Here is a 3,129-nt window from a genome sequence, read left to right as displayed (position 1 = left end):
CGTCAAAGAGCGCGGCCTTACAGCCCGCCTCACCGGACCGCTTTCCAGGCGTTTTTTTCTGGTGCCGCTCCAGGTGCATCAAGACGCCCAGATTCACGTACACTCCGCCTTCGACTCCGTAGCTCATTTCATCAGCGAAGTGGTCGAGTCGTTCGCCGAACACGCGGCGCCCAGGGAGGTGCTGGTGATCAAGCACCACCCCATGGACCGGGGGTATTTCGACTACACCAGCCTGATCCGCAAGTTGACGGCCAGGCACGGCTTGCAGGGGCGGTGCTTCTACATCCACGACCAGCACCTGCCCACCCTGCTCAGACACGCCCGCGGGGTGGTGGTGGTGAACAGCACGGTGGGGTTGTCGGCGCTCTTTCACCGGGCGCCGGTCAAAGTGTGCGGGGAGGCGATGTACGATATGCAGGGGCTGACCTTCCAGGGGCCGCTCGACCGGTTCTGGCGGGCGGCGCTCACCTCCCGGCCGAATCGCCGGCTGTTCGAGAACTTTCGCCGCTACCTGGTGCAGCACAGCCAGCTGAACGGCAGTTTCTACAAGCGCCTGCCGAATTCGGCCCCCGCCACGGGGATGCGCTGGACAGAGAAGGTAGCTCCCCGGCAGATGGAGCCGGCGCCCGAAACGGCCGCTGCGGTGCATCCCTCTCAGGTTCCCCTGCAGACAGGACCTGCCGTCGGGGGAACCTTGCGGGACATTCATAAAACAACCTGAATAGCGCCAAACGTCCGCCAGCCATTTCCCTCCCCCTGCACGTGAAAAGAGCGGGGCGGGCGCCTTTTCATGAGGGTGCCTGTCCCCTCGCGCCCCTCGATCGTCGGCGCTGCGGCCGCCCCCGCCTCACTGTCTTTTGCCCACCCAATTGAAAACAAAGGCATTGACCGGTGCTGCCATTTGGACATTCTCCAGGTCAGGAGGGGCCGGAGCACCTTGACTTCAACTTCTTCAACCTGTACAGTAATTCGTACAGGGAGGTGCCGATCATGAAAGCAATCAATTACACGACGGCGAGGCAGAACCTCGCCAAAATCATGGACGAGGTTCGGGAGGCGCACGAGCCTGTCATCATCACCCGCCAAAGCGAATCGGCCGTGGTCATGATGTCCATGGAAGATTACCAGGCGTTGGAAGAGACGGCCTACCTGCTGCGCAGCTCCAGGAATACGAGGCGTCTTCTGGATGCGATTCAGCAACTTGAACAGGGCAGGGGGACCGAAAGAAAGCTGGCCGACCAATGACCTTGATTTTTGCCGACGAGGCCTGGGAGGATTACCTCTATTGGCAGCAAACGGACAAGATGATCCTTCGACGGATCAACGAATTGATCAGGGAAATACAAAGAACGCCCTACGCCGGCATCGGCAAACCTGAGCCGCTTAAACATGCCCTGCAGGGCTACTGGTCCCGACGCATCACCTCTGAGCACCGAATAGTTTACAAGGTGACAGTTGAGGGCGTTCTCATTGCCCAGCTTCGTTACCACTACTGAAGTGGGACTGGATATAAGATACAAGATGCAAGATACGAGAAAAGACTCGAATCCTGCATCTTGAAACAGCAACACGAAGGAGGGGGAAACATGGAGGGGTATCCGCGCATCATCCATCACGGCGGCAAGGAGGGGGTGACCGGCTCCTGCCATGAACTGCGGGTCGGCCCGGAGGCCGGCATCCTGATCGACTGCGGGCTGTTTCAGGGGGACGAAATTTCTGAGGACAGAGGGCAGAGGACGGAAGACAGCAAAAACCGTCCTCCGTCCTCCGTCTTCGGTCCTCCGTCCTCTGGTCTTGAAATAGATTTCCCCGTCGGTCACCTGCGCGCCCTGGTCATCACCCATGTCCACATAGACCACTGCGGGCGCATCCCCTGGCTGCTGGCAGCGGGGTTTCGCGGGCCGATCTACTGCTCGCCGCCGTCGGCGCTGCTGCTGCCGCTGATGCTGGAGGACGCCTTCCGGGTCGGCGTCAGCCGCGACGCCCGGCTGACGGACAGGTTCCTGGCGGAGCTGAAGAAGTGCATCGTCCCCCTCCCTTACGGCCAATGGAAAACGATCCCGACCGGCGCCGGCGTCGAGCTGAATATTCGCCTGCAGCCGGCCGGGCATATCCTTGGCTCGGCGTATGTCGAGACCCGAAGCAAATCTGCAGAACCAGGCGCGGGGCCTGAGGCACGAGGCCCGAGGGAAAACCAGTCACCAGGCACGGGTCGCGAGTCGCGGATCGTCTTCTCCGGCGATCTCGGTGCGCCCTGGGCGCCGCTGCTGCCGGCGCCGAAGTCTCCGTTGCGGGCCGACGTGCTGGTGCTCGAGTCGACCTACGGCAACCGGCTGCACGAGGGGCGCAAGGGCCGGCGGGAGCGGCTGCAGGCGATCATCGAGCACGCCTTGGCCAATCGCGGCGCGGTGCTCATCCCGGCCTTCGCCCTCGGCCGCACGCAGGAGCTGCTCTACGAGCTGGAGGAGATCATCCACCGCCACCGGCAGCGGCCCGCGGCCAGGGGGCTTCCCTGGGACGAGTTGGAAATCATCCTCGATTCCCCCCTCGCCACCCGGATCACCGGCGCCTACCGGAAGCTGCGCCCCTACTGGGACGCGGAAGCGCAGCGTCGGGTGCGCAGCGGCCGCCGGCCGCTCGGCTTCGCGCAGTTGACGGTGATCGAAGAGCATGCGGACCACGAGCAGGCCGTCCGCGTCCTGCAGAAGAACGACCGCCCCTGCATCGTCATCGCCGCCGGCGGCATGTGCAGCGGCGGCCGGATCGTCCACTACCTCAAGGCGCTCCTCGGCGATGCGCGCACCGACGTCCTGTTCATCGGCTACCAGGCCCAGGGCACGCCGGGGCGGGCCATCCAGGAGTACGGACCCCGGGGCGGCTACGTGGTCCTCGACGGTGCGCGCATCGACATCCGCGCCCGGGTCCACACCCTCGGCGGCTACTCGGCCCATGCCGACGCCAGGAATCTGGTCGACTTCGTCCGCCGCATGCGCTATAAACCGGCCGAGATCCGGCTGGTGCATGGAGAGAAGGATGCCCGCGCCGCGCTGGCGGCAAAACTGGGGAATCTTCTTTCTTGCCGGATATGGGCATAATCGGTAGAATCAAGCCTCGATTTATTGTTTATTA

At 63.3% G+C, this 3,129-nt stretch carries 4 protein-coding genes; all 4 read left to right on the top strand.

Annotated elements, in window-relative coordinates; translation table 11 throughout:
• On the top strand, positions 1-721 hold a 721-nt coding region (locus tag VD811_10410; GenBank protein ID HXV21384.1), incomplete at its 5' end, for a hypothetical protein.
• 269 nt (positions 722-990) lie between these two features.
• Positions 991-1,245: a type II toxin-antitoxin system prevent-host-death family antitoxin gene (locus tag VD811_10405; protein HXV21383.1), complete on the top strand. Its 255-nt coding sequence runs from the start codon at positions 991-993 to the stop codon at positions 1,243-1,245.
• Complete coding sequence (locus VD811_10400) at positions 1,242-1,496, top strand: Txe/YoeB family addiction module toxin (GenBank protein HXV21382.1); 255 nt, start codon at positions 1,242-1,244, stop codon at positions 1,494-1,496. Before VD811_10405 ends, VD811_10400 begins: the two co-directional genes overlap by 4 nt.
• Before the next feature lie 90 nt (positions 1,497-1,586).
• Positions 1,587-3,095 carry an MBL fold metallo-hydrolase gene (locus VD811_10395; GenBank protein ID HXV21381.1) on the top strand — a complete coding sequence of 503 codons (1,509 nt, stop codon included), beginning with the start codon at positions 1,587-1,589 and terminating at the stop codon, positions 3,093-3,095.
• Positions 3,096-3,129: the final 34 nt, after the last annotated feature.

Source organism: Desulfuromonadales bacterium (assembly GCA_035620395.1).
GTDB lineage: Bacteria > Desulfobacterota > Desulfuromonadia > Desulfuromonadales > DASPGW01 > DASPGW01.
This window is presented reverse-complemented; position numbering and strand designations above follow the sequence as displayed.

Excerpts from the sequence above, each read along its gene's own strand:
- VD811_10405 (HXV21383.1), top strand. The coding sequence starts at position 991 with ATGAAAGCAATCAATTACACGACGGCGAGGCAGAACCTCGCCAAAATC.
- VD811_10395 (HXV21381.1), top strand. The coding sequence starts at position 1,587 with ATGGAGGGGTATCCGCGCATCATCCATCACGGCGGCAAGGAGGGGGTG.
- VD811_10400 (HXV21382.1), top strand. The coding sequence starts at position 1,242 with ATGACCTTGATTTTTGCCGACGAGGCCTGGGAGGATTACCTCTATTGG.